Source organism: Buchnera aphidicola (Symydobius americanus) (assembly GCF_964059135.1).
Classification (GTDB): domain Bacteria; phylum Pseudomonadota; class Gammaproteobacteria; order Enterobacterales; family Enterobacteriaceae; genus Buchnera_L; species Buchnera_L aphidicola_AJ.
In genome coordinates, this window is the sequence record NZ_OZ060393.1 from 1 (window position 1) to 16916 (window position 16916).

Annotated in this window: 16 protein-coding genes and 1 tRNA gene; 14 read left to right on the forward strand and 3 right to left on the reverse strand. The window is 23.5% G+C overall.

Annotation, left to right across the window (positions count from 1 at the left end; all coding sequences use genetic code 11):
• The first annotated feature begins 19 nt into the window (after positions 1-19).
• The 9 genes from mnmG (at position 20) to atpC (ending at position 8729) form a co-directional block, all read left to right on the forward strand.
• Positions 20-1903, forward strand: coding sequence for a tRNA uridine-5-carboxymethylaminomethyl(34) synthesis enzyme MnmG (gene mnmG / locus AB4W55_RS00005; RefSeq protein WP_367672484.1), 1884 nt, complete (start codon positions 20-22; stop codon positions 1901-1903).
• A 275-nt stretch (positions 1904-2178) separates the two neighbouring features.
• Positions 2179-3000, forward strand: a complete 822-nt coding sequence (gene atpB, locus AB4W55_RS00010) for a F0F1 ATP synthase subunit A (protein ID WP_367672486.1) — start codon at positions 2179-2181, stop codon at positions 2998-3000.
• 33 nt (positions 3001-3033) lie between these two features.
• Positions 3034-3279 (forward strand): F0F1 ATP synthase subunit C, encoded by a 246-nt coding sequence (gene atpE / locus AB4W55_RS00015; RefSeq protein WP_367672487.1) that lies wholly within the window; start codon positions 3034-3036, stop codon positions 3277-3279.
• Positions 3280-3333: 54 nt separating this feature from the next.
• Positions 3334-3807: a F0F1 ATP synthase subunit B gene (gene atpF / locus AB4W55_RS00020; protein WP_367672489.1), complete on the forward strand. Its 474-nt coding sequence runs from the start codon at positions 3334-3336 to the stop codon at positions 3805-3807.
• A gap of 25 nt (positions 3808-3832) precedes the next feature.
• Positions 3833-4366, forward strand: coding sequence for a F0F1 ATP synthase subunit delta (locus tag AB4W55_RS00025; RefSeq protein ID WP_367672490.1), 534 nt, complete (start codon positions 3833-3835; stop codon positions 4364-4366).
• Positions 4367-4384: 18 nt separating this feature from the next.
• Entirely contained in the window at positions 4385-5932 is a 1548-nt protein-coding gene (atpA, locus tag AB4W55_RS00030) for a F0F1 ATP synthase subunit alpha (protein ID WP_367672491.1), read from the forward strand.
• Positions 5933-5971: 39 nt separating this feature from the next.
• Entirely contained in the window at positions 5972-6856 is an 885-nt protein-coding gene (gene atpG / locus AB4W55_RS00035) for an ATP synthase F1 subunit gamma (protein WP_367672493.1), read from the forward strand.
• Positions 6857-6875: 19 nt separating this feature from the next.
• Complete coding sequence (gene atpD / locus AB4W55_RS00040; RefSeq protein ID WP_367672494.1) at positions 6876-8273, forward strand: F0F1 ATP synthase subunit beta; 1398 nt, start codon at positions 6876-6878, stop codon at positions 8271-8273.
• 45 nt (positions 8274-8318) lie between these two features.
• Positions 8319-8729: an ATP synthase F1 subunit epsilon gene (gene atpC / locus AB4W55_RS00045; RefSeq protein ID WP_367672495.1), complete on the forward strand. Its 411-nt coding sequence runs from the start codon at positions 8319-8321 to the stop codon at positions 8727-8729.
• Between the two features lie 88 nt (positions 8730-8817).
• On the opposite strand, the gene gyrB is transcribed toward atpC, so the two are convergent.
• A complete protein-coding gene (gene gyrB, locus AB4W55_RS00050; RefSeq protein WP_367672496.1) occupies positions 8818-11232 on the reverse strand; it encodes a DNA topoisomerase (ATP-hydrolyzing) subunit B in 2415 nt (804 codons plus the stop codon).
• A gap of 140 nt (positions 11233-11372) precedes the next feature.
• On the reverse strand, positions 11373-12473 hold the full coding sequence (gene dnaN, locus AB4W55_RS00055) for a DNA polymerase III subunit beta (RefSeq protein ID WP_367672498.1): 1101 nt from the start codon (positions 12471-12473) through the stop codon (positions 11373-11375).
• Positions 12474-12599: 126 nt separating this feature from the next.
• On the opposite strand from dnaN, the gene rpmH reads away from it, so the two are divergent.
• The 4 genes from rpmH (at position 12600) to mnmE (ending at position 16261) form a co-directional block, all read left to right on the forward strand.
• Positions 12600-12746 (forward strand): 50S ribosomal protein L34, encoded by a 147-nt coding sequence (rpmH, locus tag AB4W55_RS00060; RefSeq protein WP_367672499.1) that lies wholly within the window; start codon positions 12600-12602, stop codon positions 12744-12746.
• A gap of 11 nt (positions 12747-12757) precedes the next feature.
• Positions 12758-13102 carry a ribonuclease P protein component gene (gene rnpA, locus AB4W55_RS00065; RefSeq protein WP_367672501.1) on the forward strand — a complete coding sequence of 115 codons (345 nt, stop codon included), beginning with the start codon at positions 12758-12760 and terminating at the stop codon, positions 13100-13102.
• Positions 13103-13216: 114 nt separating this feature from the next.
• Positions 13217-14842 (forward strand): membrane protein insertase YidC, encoded by a 1626-nt coding sequence (yidC, locus tag AB4W55_RS00070; RefSeq protein WP_367672502.1) that lies wholly within the window; start codon positions 13217-13219, stop codon positions 14840-14842.
• 57 nt (positions 14843-14899) lie between these two features.
• Positions 14900-16261 (forward strand): tRNA uridine-5-carboxymethylaminomethyl(34) synthesis GTPase MnmE, encoded by a 1362-nt coding sequence (gene mnmE / locus AB4W55_RS00075; RefSeq protein WP_367672503.1) that lies wholly within the window; start codon positions 14900-14902, stop codon positions 16259-16261.
• Positions 16262-16287: 26 nt separating this feature from the next.
• Here the strand turns inward: mnmE and AB4W55_RS00080 are convergent.
• Positions 16288-16360 (reverse strand) — tRNA-Phe (locus tag AB4W55_RS00080).
• A gap of 255 nt (positions 16361-16615) precedes the next feature.
• Between AB4W55_RS00080 and AB4W55_RS00085 the strand changes: the two genes are divergently transcribed.
• Positions 16616-16909 (forward strand): co-chaperone GroES, encoded by a 294-nt coding sequence (locus AB4W55_RS00085; RefSeq protein WP_367672504.1) that lies wholly within the window; start codon positions 16616-16618, stop codon positions 16907-16909.
• Positions 16910-16916 lie beyond the last annotated feature (7 nt).

Genomic DNA, 16916 nt, shown 5'->3' on the forward strand with positions numbered 1-16916 from the left:
AAAATATATATAAGAGAAAATGTCTAATCATAATTTATTTTTTCAAACAATTGTTGTCGGAGGGGGTCATGCTGGGACAGAAGCAGCATTAGCTTCTGCTAGAATGAAAAAAGATACTTTATTAGTTACTAAGTCAATTAAAACTTTAGGATGTCTTTCATGTAACCCAGCAATTGGTGGAATTGGAAAAAGTCATTTAGTTAAAGAAATTGATGCATTAGGAGGAGTCATGGCAATTGCTGCTGATTACTCTGGAATACAATTTCGAACATTAAATTCTACTAAAGGAATTGCTGTACAATCAACAAGAGTACAAATTGATCGTGATTTATATAGCAAATTTATAAAAAAAACTTTAATAAATCAAACATATTTAAATATTATAGAAGAAGAGGTAGAAGATTTAATTATAAGAGATAAAAAAGTTTTAGGAATTATAACAAAAAAAAATAATAATTTTTATGCATCATCTGTAATTTTAACTACTGGTACTTTTTTAGGAGGAAAAATATATATAGGATTAAATAGTTATCAGGGAGGAAGAATAGGAGACCATACATCAATTAAATTAGCTGAAAAATTAAAGAAATTATCTTTTAAAATTAATAGATTAAAAACAGGTACTCCTCCTAGAATTGATATTAGAACAATTAATTTTAATAATTTAGTTGAACAGAAAGGACAAATACCAAAACCGAATTTTTCTTTTATTCCAACTAATTCTAAATTTTCAGAACAAATATCTTGCTTTATTACTCATACAAATGAAAAAACACATGAAATAATTAAAAATAATCTCCATAAAAGTCCTATATACCAAAACTTGATTCAAGGTATTGGACCTAGATATTGTCCTTCAATTGAAGATAAAATTGTTAAATTTCCAACAAGAAAATCTCATCAAATTTTTATTGAACCTGAAGGAAGATCTTGTATTGAAGCATATCCAAATGGTATTTCTACTAGTTTACCAATAAAAATTCAAAAACAAATTATTTCTTCAATTAAAGGATTTGAACATGCAAATATTTTACGTCCAGGATATGCTGTAGAATATGATTTTGTAGACCCTAGAGGATTAAAACCAACATTAGAAAGTAAGTATATCAAAGGATTATTTTTTGCAGGACAAATTAACGGAACGACTGGATATGAAGAAGCTGCAGCACAAGGTTTAATAGCAGGTTTAAATGCAGTTCTTCGAACATCCCGAACTTATCCTTCAGGTTGGTTTCCTAAACGGCATGAAGCGTATTTAGGCGTCTTAATTGATGATTTGTGCACTAAAGGAGTAACCGAACCATATCGTATGTTTACTGCAAGAGCAGAATACAGATTAAATTTAAGAGAGAATAATGCTGATTTAAGACTGACAAAAATTGCACATGAATTAAAATTAATTAATCAATTAAGGTGGAAAGTATACCAAAAAAAAAATCAAGAAATAAAATTTATAACATCTAAAATTAAAGATCATACAGTTATACCAAATTCTGATTTAAGTTTAAAAATACAAAAAAAATTTAATATTAAAATTAAAAAAGAATCAAGCATAATAGAATTATTAAAGCGTCCTGAAATTAATATATCAATATTTCAAATATTAAATTTATTTAAGGAACAAAAAATTAATTACAATGCATTATTAGAAGTAATTACTCAAATTAAATATAATGGTTATATTTTAAAACAAAAAAAAGAAATTGAAAAACAATTAAAATATGAAAATATTATATTACCAAAGCCGTTTAATTATAATAATATTATAAGTTTATCATTAGAGGTCATTGATAAGTTAAATAAATATCAACCTATTTCTATTGGGCATGCATCTAAAATTTCTGGAATTACGCCAGCAGCAATATCAATTTTATTAATTTATTTGAAAAAGAGATCTATTTAAATTAATAATTTTTAATTAATTTAATAAAATGTTGTATTAAAATAAATTCCTTTAAAATTTAAATATATAGTATAATATGTTTATTATTTTTTAAATAGATTAAAAAAAATATTTTTTAGAATTGAAGAATAATAAATTATAAATATTTAAACATTTTTAGTTATATAATTATAAATTACTGTTATATTTTTAAATTATTTAAAATTCAATAATTTTGAACATAAAATTTTTCATAAAAATATTATGTATTTCAATTTATAAAGGCGATTTTTATTATGTTTTTAGAAAGTATAATTGAATCTGAAAGATATATTAGTCATCATTTACATCATCTACAATTAGATATCAGAAATTTAAAATTTATTAACTTTAATTATATGCCGAATACTTATTGGATTATTAATCTAGATTCAATATTATTCTCATTTTTTTTAGGAAGTATATTTTTAATATTTTTTTATAAAGTATCTCAATCTTTATCTCTTAAAAATCCAAATAAATTACAAATAGCTATTGAGTTAATTGTTGAATTTGTTAATAAAAATGTAAAAGAAATGTATCATGGATATGATAAATTAATTGCTCCATTATCATTAACAGTTTTTATATGGATTTTTTTAATGAATTCAATGGATTTAATTCCAATTGATTTTTTTCCATACCTATTTAAAAAATTTTTAGGATTACCATATTTTAGAATAGTACCATCAGCTGATATTAATATTACTATTTCAATATCTATGGTAATATTTTTTTTAATTATTTTTTATAATTTTAAGAAAAAAGGTTTAATAGGTTTTTTGAAAGAATTAACTATGCATCCATTTAATCATATTATATTCTCATTATTTAATTTTTTTTTAGAATCTATTTCATTATTATCTAAACCCATTTCATTAGCATTAAGATTATTTGGGAATATGTATGCTGGAGAAATTGTATTTATTTTAATTGCTGGTTTATTACCATGGTGGTCTCAATGGATTTTAAGCGTTCCATGGGCAATTTTTCATATTTTAATTATATTTCTACAGGCTTTTATTTTTATGGTATTAACGATTGTTTATTTATCCATGGCATCCCAAAAACATAACTAAATTAAAAAAATTTTTAACTTTAAGGAAATAATTATGGATAGTAGCATAAATATAGATATGATATATTTTTCAGCCGCTTTAATGGTGGGTATGGCAGCAATTGGTGCTTCAATTGGAATTAGCATGTTAGGTAGTAAATTTCTTGAAGGAGTTTCTCGCCAACCTGATTTAGTTTCTATTTTACGTACACAATTTTTTATCGTTATGGGATTAATTGATGCTATTCCTATGATTGCTATTGGATTAGGATTATATATGATTTTTGTTTTATCAGGGTAAATATAAAAATTTATATTTTAAAAATATACATATTAATTTAAGGATAAATCATTTATGGATTTAAATGCAACTATCATTGGTCAATCTATTTCATTTGTATTATTTATTTGGTTTTGTATGAAATATATTTGGCCAAATATTATCAATGTAATAGAAGATAGAAAAAAAGAAATTAATCTTGCAGTATTAAATATAGAAAATTCTAAAAAACAGATTGAAATATCTAAAATTCATGCCAATAACATTCTAAATGAATCAAAAAAAAAAGCACTTTCAATTATTGAAAAAGCAAATCAAAATAAATTAATCATTTTAGAACAAGCGCAATTATCTGCAAAATGTGAAAAAAACAAAATTCTTTCACAAGCAGAATCCGAAATTAATTTAAAAAAAGAAAAAATTCAATCTGAGTTAATACAAGAAATTAGTTCATTATCTATAATAATTGCAAAAAAAATTATTCAAGGTTCTATTCAAAATCATAATGAATTAGATGATTTAATTAAAAAATTAGAAATAAATTTATAAGCTTTTGTGTATGAGGATAAAATCAGTGTTAAAAAATATTACTATAGCACGACCATATGCTGAAGCAATATTTGAATTTGCGATAGAAAAAAATTCTTTAGAGAATTGGAAGAAATCATTATATTTATTTTCAGAAATATCTATACAAAAAGAAATTAAAATTTTTTTTTCCGAAATTTACCCACCTAATATTTTATTAGAAATTTTTTCCATTATATATCATGATAAAATGGATATTTATGAAAAAAATTTAATTAATTTATTAATTATAAATAAAAGATTTTTTTATTTAAAGGATATTTTCTTACATTTTTTAAAATTATATGATAAATATCGAAAGATTTTACATGTTAAATTAATATCTGCATGTAATTTTAACAATAAAAAAAAATATCAAATTCATCAAATGTTAGAAAAAAAATTTAATAAAAATATTTATTTGAAATTTCAAGTAAACCCTATGATTTTAGATGGAATAATTATTTATGTAAATGATTTAATTATTAATGATTGTTTAAATTATCATTTAAAAGAATTATCAAATTTTTTATTGTATTAGCCGAGAATATATAAAAACATGAAATTCAATTCTATTGAAATTAGTTCATTAATTAAACAACGTATTTCTAAATTTAATATAGTAAAAAACATTCATAGTGAAGGAATAATTATCTCTATATATGACGGAATTATAAAAATTTATGGTATGAAAAAGGTCATGTTTGGAGAAATGTTATTAATATCAGACAATCAGTATGCATTAGCTTTAAATTTGGAAAGAGATGTTGTTAGTGCAGTCGTTATGGGTTCGTATCTTAATTTAACTGAAGGAATGTTAGTATATTCTACAGGTCGTATTTTAGAAATACCTGTAGGTTTAAGTTTGTTAGGAAGAGTTATTGATGTTTTAGGAAAACCCATTGATGGTAGGGGATCAATTATAAGTAATATATTTTTTCCTATTGAACAAGAAGCTCCTAATGTTATAGAAAGAAAATCTGTTACTGAACCTTTACATACTGGTTATAAAGCAATAGATGCTATGACACCAATCGGAAAAGGTCAAAGAGAATTAATTATTGGTGACAGACAAACAGGAAAAACAACTCTAGCAATAGATACCATTATCAATCAAAAAGAATCTAATGTTTTTTGTATCTATGTTGCCATTGGTCAAAAACAATCTACTATATTAAATGTTGTAAAAAAGTTAGAAGAATACAATGCATTATCATATACTATTATAGTAGTTGCTTCTGCATCGGAAGCCCCTGTTATGCAATATTTAGCTCCATATTCTGGATGTGCAATAGGAGAATATTTTAGAGATCAAGGGAAAGATGCTTTGATAATTTACGATGATTTATCAAAACATGCAATTGCTTATCGACAAATTTCATTATTATTAAAAAGACCACCCGGAAGAGAAGCGTTTCCTGGTGATATATTTTATTTACATTCAAGATTATTAGAAAGATCTGCACGTATTAACGAAAAAAGTGTTGAAAAACGAAGTAATGGATTGGTTAAAAATCAAACAGGATCATTAACTGCAATTCCTATTATTGAAACACAATCAGGTGATGTTTCGGCATTCATACCAACAAATGTAATTTCTATTACTGATGGGCAAATTTTTTTAGAATCTAATCTATTCAATATTGGAATTAGACCTGCAATTAATCCAGGTATTTCGGTTTCTCGTGTTGGAAGTGCTGCTCAAACTGAAATTATTAAAAAATTATCTGGAACAATTAGAACATCTCTTGCTCAATATCGAGAACTGGCTTCATTTGCTCAATTTTCTTCTGATCTTGATGAAAATACCAAAAAACAATTACAACATGGACAAAAAATTACTGAACTTTTGAAACAAAAACAAAATCATCCACTTTCTGTAGCTGAGCAATCGATTTTATTTTTTGCTGTTGAATATGGATTTATTGATGATATTGAATTAGAAAAAATGGTATTTTTTGAAGAATCAATATTAGCTTATTTTAATTGTCATTATTCCAAGTTAATTCAATTAATTAATTTAAATGGATTGTATACTCCAGATGTGCAATTTCAATTTAAAAAAATTATTAAAAAGTTTAAAAAATCTAATATTGGTCAATATTAATAATGTAAAAATTTATTAGAGTTACTAAATAGGTAAATTATGACCAATATAAAAAATATAAAAAATAAAATTAGTAGTTTAATTAATACTAAAAAAATTACAAAAACTATGGAAATGGTAGCAATTTCTAAAATGAAAAAATTTAAAAAAAAAATTGAAACCAGCTTTTCATATTCCAAAGTAATTGAAAAAGTTATTTCTCATGTTTTAGAAAGCCCATTGAAATATAAACATATTTTTTTAATCAAAAAAAAAATAATCAAAACTATTGGAATTATTGTAATATCTTCAGATAAAGGATTATGCGGTAGTTTAAATTCTAATCTATTTAAGATGATTAATTCTATAATATTAAAATATTCTATTCAAAAAATTCAATGTCGTTTATACGTTTTTGGACAGAAAGGGTTATTTTTTTTTAAACATATTAATTTATTTCATTTTTCTAATATAATTCATTTAACAGATGATATAAATGAATCAGATTTAATTAAATCTACTGAAGAAATATTAGAACAATATCAAACTAATAAAATTGATAAGTTGTTTATTGCTAGTAACAAAAATGATAATAGAGTTTCTTTCAAACCAGTTTTAACACAAATTTTACCTTTTAAAAAAGATGTGTTAGATCATAAAAAAAATAAAATTTATAAATTTTGGGATTATTTATATGAACCTAATTCCAAAATTGCATTAGATATTTTATTAAAAAAATATATTTTATTTCAAATATTTCATTCTATTTTAGAAAACATGTTATGCGAACAAACATCTCGTATGATTGCTATGAAAACAGCGTCTGATAATAGTGATAATATTTTAAAAGAATTACAATTAATTTACAATAAAATGCGTCAATTTAGTATTACACAGGAAATTACAGAAATTATTTCAGGGGCATCTCTTGTTTCTGAAAATTAATGAATTATGGGGAATTTATATGACTCTTGGGAAAATTATTCAAATTATTGGTGCGGTAGTTGATGTTGAATTTTCTCAAAAACATGTTCCAAAAATATATCATGCATTACAAGTGGAATATCAAAATAAAACATTAATTCTTGAAGTGCAGCAACAATTAGGATCTGGTATTGTTCGAACAATTGCAATGGGTTCTTCAAATGGTTTAAAGCGAGGATTATTGGTAAAAGATCTTCAACATTACATTAAAATTCCAGTGGGAACTTCTACATTAGGTCGTATTATAAATGTATTAGGAGAGCCTATTGATATGAAAGGACCAATTACAGGTAATAATTTAAAAAGTCTTGATTACTGGGAAATTCATCGTTCTCCCCCAACATACGAAGAACAATCTAACTCGAAAATTGTTTTAGAAACCGGAATTAAAGTAATTGATTTAATTTGTCCATTTATGAAAGGTGGAAAGGTTGGATTATTTGGAGGAGCAGGTGTAGGAAAAACAGTTAATATGATGGAATTAATTCGCAATATTGCAATTGAACATTCTGGATATTCTGTATTCACAGGTGTTGGAGAGCGTACCCGAGAGGGAAATGATTTTTATTATGAAATGAAAGCATCTAATGTTTTGGATAAAGTATCTTTAATTTATGGACAAATGAATGAACCCCCAGGCAATAGATTACGAGTAGCTTTTACAGGATTAACTATAGCAGAAAAATTTCGAGATGATGGAAAAGATGTATTGTTATTTATTGATAATATATATCGATATACTTTAGCTGGTACAGAAGTATCTGCTTTACTTGGTCGAATGCCTTCTGCAGTAGGATATCAACCTACGTTATCTGAAGAAATGAGTATATTACAGGAACGAATTACTTCCACTAAACGAGGTTCAATTACTTCTATACAAGCTGTATATGTTCCTGCAGATGATTTAACCGACCCAGCACCAGCAATTACTTTTTCACATTTAGATTCTACTATAACATTAAGTAGACAAATAGCTGAATTAGGAATTTATCCTGCTGTTGATCCTTTAAATTCTACTAGTCGTCAATTAGACATTGAATTAGTAGGAGAAGAACACTATAATACTGCTCGTAAAGTGCAATCTATTCTTCAAAGATATCAGGAATTAAAAGATATAATTGCTATACTTGGTATGGATGAGTTATCAGAAAATGATAAATTATTAGTTTATAGAGCCAGAAAAATACAAAAATTTTTATCTCAACCTTTTTTTGTTGCTGAAGTTTTTACTGGTATGCCAGGAAAATATGTTTCTTTAAAAGAAAGTATTCGAGGTTTTCGGGGTATTATAGAAGGGGAGTTTGATCACTTATCTGAACAATCCTTTTATATGGCTGGTTCTATTGATGATGTAATTAAAAAGTCAAAAAATATGTAATATATTTTAAATATTCATGATTAATAAAAGGATATTATTAATTATATGAAGTGCTATTTAAATGTAGTAAATACATATAATAATTTTTTTTCTGATTATATTAAGAAAATACATATTAATAGTATATCTGGAGAATTAGGTATTTATTCTGGACATTCTCCATTATTAACTATTATTCAACCCGGTCCATTATGTATTTTTCGAGATAATAAAAAAATTAAATATTTTTATATTTCTGGAGGTATTTTAGAAGTACAACCAGATCATATTAGCATTTTATCAGATATTGTAATAAATCATGATAATTTATGCTTTAAAAAATTACTCCAAGAAAAGATCTTTATAGGAAATAAAATAAAATTTTTACAATATTCTAAATCATATAAATTAAAAAAAACACTTTTAGAAATTAATGCAAAATTAAAAGTTTTAGAAATAGTTAAAAAATATAGTTAAATTTAAAATACGGCAGGTAAATTAATATTATCAATCATCCTGCCGACTTTATAAAATTAATAATATTATTTAATATAATTAATTTTTTTTAAATATCAATATTTTCAACTCTTAACGCATTTTTCTCAATAAAGTTTTTTCTGGGATCAACTATATCTCCCATTAAAATATTAAATAATTTATTGGCAGAACTTGCGTCTTTAATAGTAATTTGTAACATATTTCTTGTTTTTGGATTCATAGTAGTTTCCCAAAGTTGATTTGGGTTCATTTCACCTAATCCTTTATATCGTTGTATTTTAATTCTTTTTTTTGATTCTTCAATTAGCCATTTAATAATTTTTTTTAAATTTTTAATGGGTATTTTTTTTTCTCCTTTTTTAATATATTTATTTTGATTTATTAATATTTTCCATTTTTCTTGTAGTTTAATAATTTTATGATATTCATTACTAAGCACTAATTTTTCATTGATAAAATATATATTTTTTTTTGAATTTAACTGATTGAATTTTAATATTATTGGTTCAAATATATTTTTTTCAAAGTTTTCTTTTATATCATAGGAATATTTAATATATTTTGATTCATAATTTAGATTTATAAGAAATTTTTCTATCCAATTTTTTACATGATTTTTATCATTTAGATTTTTTAAAATTGGTTCATTAATTAACGCAGATAAAATACTGCTAGATAGATTATATTGATTTTGGTTTAAATTATTTTGAATCATTTGATATTCTAATATAATTTTTTCTAATTTTTCGAAATTAAAACTTTTTTCATTATGTTTAAGGTTATATGATTTTAAATTATCTAAAGCGATTTTAATTTGTTCTTGATGCATTTCTTGCAGGTTTTTAATATATATACTTTTTTTTCCAATTTGAATTTTATATAAAGGAGGTTGAGCTATATAAACATGTCCTTTTTCAATAATTTCTGGCATATAACGATAAAAAAATGTTAAAAGTAATGTCCGGATATGAGATCCGTCAATATCAGCATCAGTCATGATAATTATATTATGATAACGTAATTTTTCGGGATTATATTCTAATTTACTGACCCCACATCCTAACGCAGTAATAATTGTTCTAATTTCATTTGAAGAAATCATTTTTTCAAATTTTGCTTTTTCTACATTAAGTATTTTTCCTTTTAATGGTAGAATTGCCTGATTTTTTCGATTGCGACCCTGTTTTGCAGATCCCCCAGCAGAATCTCCTTCTACTAAATAAATTTCTGAAAATTGTGGGTTTTTTTCTTGGCAATCAGCAAGTTTCCCTGGAAGTCCTGTCGATTCTAATAATCCTTTTTTTTTACTAATTTCTCGAATTTTTTTTGCTGCTTCTCTAACTTTTGCTGCATGAATGATTTTATTAATAATAATTTTTGAATCGTCTGGATTTTCTAAAAGAAATTCTGAAAGATATTCTGTAATAATTGATTCTATTACTGATTTGATTTCGGAAGATACTAATTTTTCTTTAGTTTGAGAAGAAAATCTTGGATTTTGAAATTTTATTGAAATAATTGCTACTAATCCTTCTTTAATATCTTCTCTTGTTGTATGAATTTTTTGATTTTTTACATATCCTTCACGATTAATATAATTATTTATAGTTCTTGTCATACCTGTTCTAAAACCAGATAAGTGTGTTCCTCCATCCTTTTGGGGTATATTGTTTGTAAAACAATATATTTTCTCTTCAAAAGAATCATTCCATTGTATAGCAATTTCAATATAAATATTTTTTTTAATGGTATTAAAATATATTACTTGATTATGAATAGGTTTTTTTTGTTTACTGATAAATTTAATGAAACTTTTAATACCACCTTTATAATGATATGTTGCGTGTAAATTTTTGGAGATATCTTTTATTGACATAGTTACATTAGAATTTAAAAAAGATAATTCTTGTAATCTTTGAGAAATTATTTCGTATTTAAAAGAAATAATATTTGTAAAAATTTTATGACTTGGCCAAAATTGAATTTTAGTTCCATTTTTTTTTGTATCTCCAATTATTTTTAATGAATTAATTGGTTTTCCATTTGAATATTCTTGTTGATAAATTTTTTTTTGTTTATATATAGTGAGTTTTAATTTATTTGATAATGCATTAACCACTGAAATACCTACTCCGTGTAATCCTCCTGATATTTTATATGTACTGTTATCAAATTTTCCTCCTGCGTGTAACATTGTTAAAATAACTTCTGCTGCTGAAATGTTTTCTTCTTGATGTATATCAACAGGAATTCCTCTTCCATCATCTTGGACTGAAACAGAATTATCTGAATGAATAATTACTTCTATATTTTTACAATAACCAGCTAATGCTTCATCGATCGAATTATCTACAACTTCAAACACCATATGATGTAATCCGCTTCCATCATCCGTGTTTCCAATATACATTCCTGGTCGTTTTCGAACTGCATCTAATCCTTTCAAAATTTTTATATTAGATGAGTTGTAAGAATTTGACATTAATTATTTTCCTAATTTTTTATTTTTAATACAATATACAATATAAATACGTTATTTATATTAATTTAATGAATTCATTTAATTAAATTTTAATAAATATTTTATTTTTTTTAATATATATTTAGTATAAGAATATATATTTATATAATTAATGGCATAATTATATAAGTCGAATAATATTCGTTAATATTTTTTATATATATACTATTTGTTGATTGATTTAATAATATTTTAATATCATTTTCTTCAATTACGTTAATTACTTCCATTATATAATGAATATTCATTGTTAATTCTATTATTTTATTTGAATAATTAATTCTAAATCGTTCTTGAATTTTTTCTTCATATTCATTATGAAAACTAACAGTACATATCTGATTGTTAAAAGTTAATTTTACTCCTTTTGATTTATTACTAGATAATACGTAAGCTCGATTTAATGCGGATTGTAATTTATTACGATTAATTATGATTGTTTGATCGAAATTATCAATTAATATACTTTTATAATCGGGAAAATCATGATCAATTAATTTACTCGATATAATGTATTCTTTTGTATAAATTTGTAACATTTTTTTTCCGACTTTCATTTTAAATGTGTCATCAGTTTCTTTTAATATTTTAATTAATTCTGTAATAGTTTTTCGGGGTATAATCATAGAATGATTTTGAATTGATTGTTCGATTTTTACAGTAGATATAGACATGCGATATCCATCTGTAGTAATTGCTGATATTTTATTTTTTTTGATTTCTAAATATAATCCATTTAAATAATTTCTAACATCTTGTTTTGCCATTGAGAATTGTGTATTATGAATAATATCTCTAATTTTTTTTTGAGATACAAAAATTTCAATAATATTATCTTCTGTTTTAAATTTTGGAAAATTTTTGCTTTCTGATATAGAAATTATAAAAAAGATATTTTGATAAAAAATTTTTATATAATTTCCTTGTATTTTTATTTCAATCATAGCATCATTTGGAAAACTTCGGATAATATTTAATAATCTTTTTCCGGGTACGGTAATACTTCCATTTTTATAGTTTTTTTGACATGGTATTTTAGATACTAATTCTATTTCTAAATTAGTACTAATCAAAAATAAATATTTCGATTGTACTTTTAAGAGTATATTATTTAGGATTGGATTTTCAATATTAATTGATAATAAACTATTTAATTTTTGCAGTGGTTTTAAAAGTATTGTTTTTTCTATAATAAAGTGCATTTTTAATCTTCCTTTTTAAATTGGATTAAAAAATAATACTTTAAATAATTTATTAAATTCAAATTATAAAGTATAATATAATAATTTATTATTTTAATATTTATATCTTGATTTAGGTCTAGATTAATGAAAAGAACTTTTCAACCTTCTATTTTAAAACGTAATAGAGTACATGGATTTCGATCTCGTATGTCAACAAAAAACGGTCGATATATTTTATCTCGCCGTCGAAATAAATCACGCATACGTTTAACTATATCTTCTAAGTCTTGATAAATATATACATGCGAAAGTTATCTTTTTCAAAAAAAATGCGTTTATTAAATTCTGATGATTTTAATAATGTTTTTAAGTGTTCTAAAAAATATGAAATATCTGAAATTATTATTTTGTATCGAAGTAATCAATTAAATTATCCTAGATTAGGTATAATAGTTTCTAAAAAAGTTTCAAAATATTCTCATCAAAGAAATTTATTTAAAAGATTAATTCGGGAGAGTTTTCGCTTAATTCAATATCGTTTAATGTATTTTGACTTTGTTATCATAGTTAAACCAAATATGTTGATACTTCAAAAAAATAAAATACAAATTCTTTTAAAACATTTATGGATGCGTTATTATATATAATAATTCTTTTTTTAAATAAATTAATCATTGTTATTAATAATTGATTTAATTATGTATTTTTTTTAAAAATATTAAAATATTTTAAAATGTTTTAAAGAAATGAGAATATTAATTATGTGTTTAAAACGTATTTTTTTGATTTTTTTATGTTTATTATTAATAATTTTTTCATGGAAACAATGGAATATCTCAATAAAAAATTTTAATTTTAAATCAGTAAAAGTTTCTCATAATTTAATAGAATCTTCGTTAAAAAATGATAGTCAAATAAATAATGTTCATGTTAAGACTGATGTAATGAATGTAATAATTAATTTATCTAATGGTAATATTAAGGAAATTAAATTACTTCAATATCAAGAACATTTAAATTCATTTAAAAAATTTATACTATTTAATAAACAAAAAACATCTATTTATAAAATCCAAGAAGGTTTATTAAGCAATGAATCTCTAAAATTCATAGATAAAAATTATGCAATTAATTTTAAACATTATAAATTAGCAAATGATCAAAAAATATTACGTGTTCCAGTAGAATTCGTATCAAAAAATGGTGTACAATACATTAAAAATTTTATTTTTAAAAGAGGATCATATGATATACAGATTGAATATTACATACATAATTTAAATATATTTTCAGTAAATTTAAATTTATTTGGAAAAATTCAAGAAAAATTTTTAATTCAAAAGAAAAAAAATATTTTTCATATATCTTCAAATACTAATCATTTAAGTAATATATCTTATTATTCGGATAATAATAAGTATAATAAATTTTCATTTGATGATATTTATCGTGGTCGAAATATAAAAATTTTTTCTCATGATGGTTGGATTGGATCATCTCAAAAGTATTTTATTATTTCCTGGATTATGAATCCTAAAAATCAGAATATGATGCATGCATATTATTTACATGATAATCAAGTAGTAATTGAATATCATACGTTAGATATTAGTATTTTTTCTGGCCAGAAAAAGATTTTAAGAAGTATATTATGGGCTGGTCCAAAAATTCAACACAAAATGTCATTAATTAATTCTTCGCTGGGTTTATCAATAGATTATGGATTTTTATGGTTTTTATCTAGACCATGTTTTTTATTTTTAAATATATTACATAATATAACTGGAAATTGGGGTATTTCTATTATTATTATTACATTTATTATGCGATTTTTAATGTATCCTTTAACTAAATTTCAATATCTTACAATAGCTAAGATAAAATCTTTACAACCTCAAATTAATACTTTAAAAGAAAAGTTTAAAAATGATACGGTTAGATTAAATCAATTTGTTTTAAAATTATATAAAGATGAAAATATTCATCCATTAGGAGGTTTTTTACCAGTACTAATTCAAATGCCAATTTTTTTATCGTTATATTCTATGTTAGTAAATTCTATCGAATTACGCCATTCTCCTTTTTTATTTTGGATTTATGATTTGTCTGATCGTGATCCATTTTATATTCTTCCTATTATTATGGGAATTACTACTTTTTATATTCAAAAAACTTCCCCTCCAGATTTAGTTAAAAATGATAGTAGAACACAAAATATCATGAATCTTGTACCTATTTTTCTATCTTTTATTTTTTTATGGTTTCCATCAGGACTAGTATTATATTATCTTGTGGGTAATATTGTAACTATTATACAACAAATTATTATTTATAAAGAATTTCAGAATATAAAAAAAAATAAGAAAAATAATACAATTTTAAAATGATGACTTTTATAAAATATGTTATTTTAATAATACAATGTTGATATTAATAAAAAATTTATGTTTTATGATACTATAGTGGCTCCTTGTACACCATATGGACGATCCGGTGTAGGTATATTAAAAATATCTGGTATTCATTCTAAAAGAGTTGCTTATAAAGTATTAGGTAAAATTCCGATTCCTAGATATGCATATTATTCAAAATTTATAGATAATCTGGGTGCTGTTATTGATTCAGGAATTGCTTTATGGTTTCCAAAACCAAATTCTTGTACAGGAGAGGATGTTCTTGAATTGCATTGTCATGGTAATCCAACGATTTTAGATTTATTAATTAAAACTATTCTTTCTATTCATGGTATTCGTTTAGCAAATCCTGGTGAATTTTCTGAACGTTCTTTTTTAAATAATAAAATAGATTTAATTCAAGCTGAATCTATTATGGATCTAATTCATGCGAATTCTGAAGCAGCTGTAAAATCTTCATTAAGATCTCTGCAGGGTTTTTTTTCGAAGGAGATTAATAGTTTAATATTGCAAGTTAATAAAATTAGAGTTTTAGTGGAAGCTTCAATTAATTTTCCTGAAGATGATACTCGTATTCTTGATCATAAAATTACTCAAGATATTAATAATATTTTTTTGAAACTAATTGATATTAATAAAATTTCCAATTCTGGATTTTTGTTACAAGAAGGAGTAAAAGTTTCTCTAGTTGGAAAACCTAATTCAGGAAAATCAAGTATATTTAACGCATTATTATTAGATAATGCTGCAATTGTAACAGATATTGAAGGAACAACTCGCGATATTTTAAATGAAAGTTTTCAAATTGATGGAATAACATTTCATATTAGTGATACTGCTGGTTTACGATCCACAGATAATATTATAGAAATTTTAGGTATAAAAAAAACTATCGAACAAATTAAATTATCTGATCATATTCTTTTAGTTATTGATGATACATCAGAAAAATTTAAAAAGAAAAAATATATTTCTGATTTTATAAAAAAATTTATTCTAAATCAACGAATTACTATTTTATTTAATAAATCAGATCTTTCCAAAAAAAAATCGTATATAAAAAAAAGTAATTTTGGCTATTCATGCATTTATCTTTCTGCAAAAACAGGATCTGGAATTGAAATTTTAAAAAATCATTTAAAAAAGCAAGCGCTTGGAAAAAATGTTATTCCAGGAGAAATTTTTTTAGCGCGTCGTCGACATATAGATATTTTATCACGCGTACAAAAAAAAATTAAAAATATTAAAAAGATATGGATGATTGAAAGAAACGTAGAATTATTAGCAGAAGATTTAAAATCTATTCAGAATATTTTAGGAGAAATTACAGGAAAAGTAACTTCTAATCAAATTTTGAATTCTATATTTTCTACTTTTTGTATTGGTAAGTAGATGATAATAGTTTTTTAAAATTAATATGCCCGAAGGTGGAATTGAACCACCGACACAGGGATTTTCAGTCCCTTGCTCTACCAACTGAGCTATTCGGGCAAATTAAACTATAGTATAAATTAAAGCATTAAATGTTAATAAATGTCAATAGTTTTATTTTGTAATGTTTTAATTTAATTTTAGTGATATATATAAAATATTGTATTAATTTAATTTTTTGGTACTCTTGAAAATATATCGATCGATCCACATATATGAATATAATCACGTAACGTTTTTTTCAATAAAATTTTTAAATTTAAATATATTTTAAATATAATTAATTTGAGGTAATCAATTAAGGAGTATAATGTAATGAAGATTCGTCCATTGCATGATCGAGTTATTGTTAAAAAACAGGAAGTGGAATCAAAATCAGCCGGTGGTATTTTTCTGACTGGATCTGCTGCAGGAAAATCTACTCGCGGAAAAATTATTGCAGTAGGTAATGGCCGTATTTTAGATAATGGTCAGTTAAAACCTCTAGATGTTAAAGTTGGTGATATTGTCATTTTTAATGAAGGTTATGGTGCTAAAACTGAAAAAATTGATAATGAAGATGTATTAATTTTAACTGAAAGCGATATTTTAGCAATTGTTGAAAAATAGTATACTC

Coding starts and splice junctions, on each gene's coding strand:
- mnmG (WP_367672484.1), top strand. CDS start 20: ATGTCTAATCATAATTTATTTTTTCAAACAATTGTTGTCGGAGGGGGT.
- atpB (WP_367672486.1), top strand. CDS start 2,179: ATGTTTTTAGAAAGTATAATTGAATCTGAAAGATATATTAGTCATCAT.
- atpE (WP_367672487.1), top strand. CDS start 3,034: ATGGATAGTAGCATAAATATAGATATGATATATTTTTCAGCCGCTTTA.
- atpF (WP_367672489.1), top strand. CDS start 3,334: ATGGATTTAAATGCAACTATCATTGGTCAATCTATTTCATTTGTATTA.
- atpA (WP_367672491.1), top strand. CDS start 4,385: ATGAAATTCAATTCTATTGAAATTAGTTCATTAATTAAACAACGTATT.
- atpG (WP_367672493.1), top strand. CDS start 5,972: ATGACCAATATAAAAAATATAAAAAATAAAATTAGTAGTTTAATTAAT.
- atpD (WP_367672494.1), top strand. CDS start 6,876: ATGACTCTTGGGAAAATTATTCAAATTATTGGTGCGGTAGTTGATGTT.
- atpC (WP_367672495.1), top strand. CDS start 8,319: ATGAAGTGCTATTTAAATGTAGTAAATACATATAATAATTTTTTTTCT.
- gyrB (WP_367672496.1), bottom strand. CDS start 11,232: ATGTCAAATTCTTACAACTCATCTAATATAAAAATTTTGAAAGGATTA.
- dnaN (WP_367672498.1), bottom strand. CDS start 12,473: ATGCACTTTATTATAGAAAAAACAATACTTTTAAAACCACTGCAAAAA.
- rpmH (WP_367672499.1), top strand. CDS start 12,600: ATGAAAAGAACTTTTCAACCTTCTATTTTAAAACGTAATAGAGTACAT.
- rnpA (WP_367672501.1), top strand. CDS start 12,758: ATGCGAAAGTTATCTTTTTCAAAAAAAATGCGTTTATTAAATTCTGAT.
- yidC (WP_367672502.1), top strand. CDS start 13,217: ATGTGTTTAAAACGTATTTTTTTGATTTTTTTATGTTTATTATTAATA.
- mnmE (WP_367672503.1), top strand. CDS start 14,900: ATGTTTTATGATACTATAGTGGCTCCTTGTACACCATATGGACGATCC.
- AB4W55_RS00085 (WP_367672504.1), top strand. CDS start 16,616: ATGAAGATTCGTCCATTGCATGATCGAGTTATTGTTAAAAAACAGGAA.